This window comes from Rhizorhabdus sp., from assembly GCF_018006725.1.
GTDB lineage: Bacteria > Pseudomonadota > Alphaproteobacteria > Sphingomonadales > Sphingomonadaceae > Rhizorhabdus.
This window is the reverse complement of sequence record NZ_JAGMXV010000332.1, coordinates 1-4,227: the sequence shown is the minus strand read 5'-3', so window position 1 is coordinate 4,227 and position 4,227 is coordinate 1. Positions and strand designations below refer to the sequence as shown.

Annotated in this window: 7 protein-coding genes, 1 tRNA gene and 1 pseudogene; all 9 read left to right on the top strand. The window is 65.4% G+C overall.

Going from position 1 to position 4,227, the window contains the following annotated elements; genetic code table 11:
- The coding region (locus KAY22_RS25265) for a hypothetical protein (RefSeq protein ID WP_296625870.1) at positions 1-437 on the top strand (437 nt) is incomplete at its 5' end.
- Positions 437-706, top strand: coding sequence for a hypothetical protein (locus tag KAY22_RS25260; RefSeq protein WP_296625869.1), 270 nt, complete (start codon positions 437-439; stop codon positions 704-706). The genes KAY22_RS25265 and KAY22_RS25260, both read left to right, overlap by 1 nt.
- 129 nt (positions 707-835) lie before the next feature.
- A complete protein-coding gene (locus tag KAY22_RS25255; protein ID WP_296625868.1) occupies positions 836-1,261 on the top strand; it encodes a hypothetical protein in 426 nt (141 codons plus the stop codon).
- A 53-nt stretch (positions 1,262-1,314) separates the two neighbouring features.
- Entirely contained in the window at positions 1,315-1,572 is a 258-nt protein-coding gene (locus KAY22_RS25250; protein ID WP_296625867.1) for a hypothetical protein, read from the top strand.
- Positions 1,573-1,575: 3 nt separating this feature from the next.
- A complete protein-coding gene (locus KAY22_RS25245; protein WP_296625866.1) occupies positions 1,576-3,057 on the top strand; it encodes a hypothetical protein in 1,482 nt (493 codons plus the stop codon).
- Entirely contained in the window at positions 3,054-3,260 is a 207-nt protein-coding gene (locus KAY22_RS25240) for a hypothetical protein (RefSeq protein ID WP_296625865.1), read from the top strand. The genes KAY22_RS25245 and KAY22_RS25240 overlap by 4 nt, the downstream gene beginning before the upstream one ends.
- A 125-nt stretch (positions 3,261-3,385) precedes the next feature.
- Positions 3,386-3,459 (top strand) — tRNA-Gln (locus KAY22_RS25235).
- Positions 3,460-3,596: 137 nt separating this feature from the next.
- A complete protein-coding gene (locus tag KAY22_RS25230) occupies positions 3,597-3,803 on the top strand; it encodes a DUF5818 domain-containing protein (protein WP_296625864.1) in 207 nt (68 codons plus the stop codon).
- Between the two features lie 175 nt (positions 3,804-3,978).
- A pseudogene (locus tag KAY22_RS25225) lies at positions 3,979-4,227 on the top strand (hypothetical protein); the annotation flags it as partial.

Sequence of the window (4,227 nt, the reverse complement as noted above, 5' to 3'; positions counted from 1 at the left end):
GCTTCTATGATGTTGCAGGGGTTCACTTCTACACTGTGCTAGACGAGGGCAGCAGGCGCAGCTGGGAAAGACGCCATGGCCAAGGTTCATGGCTCAACAAGTGGAACGCTGAGCGCGCGATTGAGGATGCTTGCCCTGTAGTTCGCTTCGCATTCGACGATTTTGACGGTGAGCGCATCGAAGCATCGACCCGGATCGAAGAGCGCGAATGGACGCACGGGACTGGATGGTTCAAATGGCTATCGCTTTTTCGCCGCAACAAGGTTCGGCGCTCACTGAGCATCAATTTCTCGAAAGAGACCGGGAAGCGCAAGGGCTCGTGGAAGGGCGGCGTCTGCGGAACTGGCATCGACATGCTGCCCGGCGAACTGCACGAGGCCGCGTTTCGGCGCTATTGCGCTGAGAACCGCATGACCTTCGTCGGGCAGGCCGCATAATGGACGCCCTCACCCTCCGAACCAAGGCCGTGCAGCTGGTCCGCGCGCACGCCGCCCGCCTCGGCATGGACCCGTACGCGGCCTCGATGCTGGCCGGCGCGATCGAGAAGCTGGACGCCTTCACCGGCCCGGCCGAAGCCGATCCCCGCGCGATCGACGCCGCCGAGATCCATGTCCGATTTTCGGACTGCGGTCGCCATATCCGCCAGTGGGACTGGCAGCCGTTCGATGGTTCCGCTCGCTTTGTTCGGCACGGAGACGGGCGATGACCCGCCCGCCGATCTGGCTGCTCGCGCCGACCTTCCGGCCCATCACCATCGCGGAAATCATCCGCCGCCTTCAGAACAGGAAGTGTAGCAATGGCCTGTCCTAATTGTGGAGCGACGCGAGTTTCTGCCTTGAGGCTGAAGGGCACCGTCTATGAGGGCTGCGGCACGTGCAAAATTGTCTGGGAGGCGCTTCCCGCGAATGCCCCTCTGGACGTGGATGGCCGGCCGCAGCCTTTTGCCAAGGCGTGCGACAATTGCGCTTTTCGACAGGGCAGCCCGGAACGATCGGACCCGGAAGCATGGGAAGGTTTGACCATGGCGCTGGCGTTTCAAGAGAAGGCCTTTTACTGCCACAAGGGCGTGCCGCTCAATGAAGCGCGCGACGGCTTCGACTATCCGAAGCGCGAAGATGGCACGCACCCCGTCGAGCAACTGCGCGTCTGCGCCGGGTTCATCGCGTGGTGGAAGGGCATTTCAGGCCAGCGGGACTATATCCCCGGCATCACGCCGCGCCCTCAATCCGATGCTATTGCCGAAGTCTGGATAGACGCATAGCTTTTCCACCCCGCGCCGGCACGGTGGCCGCGCATAGGTCAGGGATCAGGACCATGAACACACCCCCATCAGACGCCACATGGTCGCCCGCGCGCCGCGACTGGTTCCGCCGCTCGGTCGATCTGCTCGGCGGCGGGCGTGAGGCCGCGCGCCAGCTCGGCATTTCCGAAGCGTCCATGCGCAAGCTGCTGTCCGACGGCCCCAACGCGCGCGGCATCCGCGACGGCATCATTGCCGACATGCGCCAGCTTCTGCGCGACCATGCCGCCGCCTGCACCGCGCAGGCCGACGCCCTGATCTCGGAGGCCTGAACGATGGCAATCCGCATAGAGCGCATGATCGAGAAGAACGGCAGCTATTACTGGCAGCCGTCGAAGTCCCTGCGCGACATGGGCTGGCAGCCACAGCGCCTCGGCCGCGATCTCGCCGCCGCGATCGAGCGCGCCAACCGCCTCAACGGCGAGGTCGCCAGCTGGCGCAAGGGCGAGGCGAAGCCCGTGACGGTCGAGAAGAATGTCGAGCGCGCCACCATGGGCCACGTCATCCGCCGCTACCGGACGGAGGTTCTGGCGACCAAGGCCAAGACCACCCGCGCCACCTATAGCAGCTACCTCAACCAGATTGAGGAATGGGCCGATGACGGGCGCATGCCTGTGCGCCTGGTCGATCGCGCCCGCTGTGTCGTGCTGAAGGACGCGCTGCTGACGCCGCCCGATATCGGGGCATTCGAGACGAACGGGCGCAAGCTGCGCGCCGCCGGCCTCGATGACGATCGCGCCGCGCTGTGGCTCGCCCATCATGCCGGCATCGACGCGGCCATTGCGCTACTGACCGGCCCGCCGCTCGCTTTGGCAAAGGACGTCGCGCCCGTCATCCTGCGCAAGCCGGCACTGAAGCCGATCCATGACGAGCGTATCTATCGCGTCCGCGTCCTGTGCGGCCGGGAAGCCCGCCCGCGCCTCCACCGCGCCAGCGGCCTGCTTTCCGTCCTCAAGAGCCTGATGCGCTTCGCCCTGGACAAGGACATGATCGTAGTGAACCCCATGGCCGATATCGAAATCCCGGAGCCGCCCGCGCGGCAGCAGGTTATTCCCGCCGGCGCGCGCGAGGCCATCGCCGCTATCGCCACGGCACAGGGCAAGCCGTCGATCGCGCTGGCGCTATCGCTAGGCTTCAACCTCATGCAGCGCGAAGGCGATCTGCTGAAGCTCGGTGCGAGCGACTATCGCGAGCTGTTGCCGCACGAGGTGCCGGCGGAAGCGCGGCCGGCGCTGGTCGGCCGCGACGGCACCGTGCGCGGCTTCGCCCTGCGCCAGCACAAGACGAAGGTCTGGATCGGCGTCCCCGTGATCGGCGAGCTGCGCGAACAGGTCGACGCGGCCATCGCCGCCGCCCGCGCCGGCGACGTCAAGCCGATCAACCCGCCGGTCATCATCGACGAAGACAGCGGCAAGCCCTACCAGGCGTTCAAGTTTCAGCGCCTCTTCCGCAAATATGTGAACCTCGCCGCCGAACGCGCGGCCGAAGCCGGCGACGTCGCCCTGGCGAACGAGCTGGCCGATATCGAGTTTCGCGACCTGCGCCGCACCGGCATGGTCCACATGTTCGAGCTGGGCGTCCCCGACCATTTCATCGCCGCCGTCAGCGGGCACACGCTCGAGCGGACGAAGAAGATCCTTGAGGTCTACGGCCCCCGCAACACCCGCATGGCCGCCAGCGGCGTCGCCATGGCCGTCACCCAGCTAAAGGTCCGCGCCGCCGCCGAAGCCCGCGACGGAGAACAGGAGCAGGCATGACCGGCTTTGCAACAGCAGCAGAGGAACGCGCTGCGATCGTCGCGTGGCTGCGCGCGGAGGGTGCGCGCCTCAACGCTGAATGGGAGAGGCTGGGTCGTTCGGATATGCTGCTCGGCGACTATCGGAACAAGGCAAATGCCTATGCCGACGCCGCGAGCGAGATCGAGCGTGGCAAGCATCACGACTCGGGCGCGGCGGCCTGATGTTGGAATTCCAACATGGAAATGTTGGAAACGCCGTCCACAGCGGGGCAGGGCGAGCCCAAAAAATCGACCGAAACCCCTTGACGCATAAGGGTTCCCGGCTTAGTTCGCCCGCCACCGCATGATGCCCCGTCGTCTAAAGGTAAGACTACGGACTCTGACTCCGTCAATTGAGGTTCGAATCCTCACGGGGCATCCACTCTCCCACAGCGTTGCATTGGGGCCACAGCAGGCACCCGCATTGGCTGTTGCGGTTCATGGCTCTTGCCCCGCGTCCGTATCGGCATAGTCTGGGCGGCGGAGAGGGTGCCTCCTTGGAATCATGGGGGAGCCGACATGCCGAACAAGACGCCAGGTCGATTCGCACGCACGGGACGCCTGATCGCCAAGAGCAACTGCTTTGCTCTGCGGTGCGAGGATGGCGGGGAATATTGGCTGGAGATGGACCGCATTCCGCAGCATCTGCTTGACGAGCATGTGCGGATTGACGGCGTCATGTTTGGTGCCAGCCTCGTGGCGGTCGAGGGCATCGGCCCGGTCTGAGCGTCGAGGTCGCGCGTCCGCCGGTCACCCCTCGGTCTCACTCCTGTGCGCCGCATCACTGCGGCTTCGGTCAGTTTCGGCAACGATGCTTTTACGGATGTGATGTACCGATCGGTACATCGCTCCGGTAAAAGGCTGTCAGGCGCCAGGGGGTGCCATGCCAGGGGTCATCGTCATGCGCCGTGCCACTATCGATCATTCCGCCACCAGACGCGAAAAGGCAGCCTGTGTCGGCCGGGCGATACCGGTCCGGCAGCCTGCATCGCGACAGGCGCTTCCCGCCGCAGGGCTGGCGGTGTTCGCCCTGCTGCTTCTGTGGCTGGGACAGGCGACTGCACAGGCGACCGAATCGCTTCCGCTGGCGATCGTCGCGGTGGCCTTCGCCTTCCTTATCGCCGTCGCTCTGTGCAGCGCGGTCGCGGGA